This is a genomic window from Bacteroides sp. AM41-16 (assembly GCF_003603495.1).
GTDB lineage: Bacteria > Bacteroidota > Bacteroidia > Bacteroidales > Bacteroidaceae > Bacteroides > Bacteroides uniformis.
Genome location: NZ_QTNE01000050.1, coordinates 1 through 1,483 on the forward strand (window position 1 = coordinate 1; position 1,483 = coordinate 1,483).

The 1,483-nt window shown below is 34.6% G+C and carries 1 protein-coding gene; it reads right to left on the bottom strand.

The features are described 5' to 3' along the window. Positions 1-36: 36 nt before the first annotated feature. Positions 37-1,413 (bottom strand): tetratricopeptide repeat protein, encoded by a 1,377-nt coding sequence (locus DW896_RS21305; RefSeq protein ID WP_243634835.1) that lies wholly within the window; start codon positions 1,411-1,413, stop codon positions 37-39. Positions 1,414-1,483: the final 70 nt, after the last annotated feature.

A 1,483-nucleotide genomic window follows, 5' to 3' on the forward strand; every position in this document is an offset into this window, starting at 1 on the left:
AAGTTAATACTTTATTCCTTGCTGACACAGTTTAATTTACATCCTCGTAGTATCCAAATTTAAGCTCTCCCTCAATCTCCGTTTTTTCGTAAAAATAGAATTCATCTCGCAGTCAAAAGTAAACATCAACTCAGTGGTAGTGAAACCAACTTTAAGCAAAGCTATCAATATCAGGTTACCACTCGTTAATTTAAAATCTTTCTTTAACCGAGAAATCAAATTACCATATATCAAATCCATGTATTCAAGGAGCTGTTCTTTCTCTTGTTTGGTCATATTCTTCACAATCAGCTTTTCCTTCTTCAATTGATCCAAGAGATAAACACCATTTACACATACATTTTCACGTATTTTTTTATTCTCACTCTCCAACAGCAAAATCTTTTGATTCAATTTACCAACCTTCTCTCTATTTGTTTCCGCTGTTTCACCTGCTTTTTGTTTCAACACATCAAGTTCATAAACATATCGTTTAATCATGCACTCATTCTCCTTTATTACTTGCATATTTTTCCGGAACATCTCTTTGTATCTTTTTCTTAAAAGAAAATACAAAACAAGACATAATAGGATAATAAATAAAACGATTACCATCCCAAAATAAAACTGTATTTTCTTTTCGTGTTCAACTTGTTGCTTTTCTAAAAGAAGCTTTCCTTTTTCATATTTACGTTGCAAAGTCAAAATTTGAGATGCTTGTTTAGCATCCAGGTCAACGGACAACAACGAATCAGACTTCTCTTTGAAATAGAGAGCCATTGCATACTTTTTCTGCCTCTTTTCCAACAGATACAAATAGTGGTATGCCCCTGCCAGAGTACGAGGCCTTTCTGATTTCAAAGCTAAAGTAAAATATCTTTTTGCCTCATCCAACTTATTTTGATTTAAATAAATGTTCCCCAATGACATTGAACAGTGATGCATAGAATGCCTATCTTGTTCAGTCTCTACCGCAGTTTTCAACAAGATTATTGCATTTTCCAAATCTCCCTCATTTCTTTTTGCAATTCCTTTTACTTGTAACAAAGAAGGAGTTACTCGTTCAAAATCGATACATCCTTTCTTTTCTTCACACAAGGACAAAGCCCTATTGATGTAGTTATAAACACTGTCATATTGTTGTTCTACATAATAAATACGAGCAATATCCCGATAAGCATATATAACCCCTAAAGTATCGGCTGCCTTTTGAAAACAATATACCGAACTTTGATAATTATCAAGAGCATCTTTGTGTAGCTTTCTATCTGCATTCAAAATACCGATATACTCATATGCCAAGCCTTGTAGCTTATACTCTTCCGTTTTCTCCAATTTAGCCAAAGCATTCAAATAGGCTTGCATAGCCAGCGTATCATTCCCCTGCAAATCCATCACTTTGCCATAATAAAACAATGCCTTCCCCGCTTTCACGTTATCACCCCCATTCTTATAATACCTCAAATCCGCAACTAAGCTCTTCAGCGTCCTTCTTGCGTCTAAA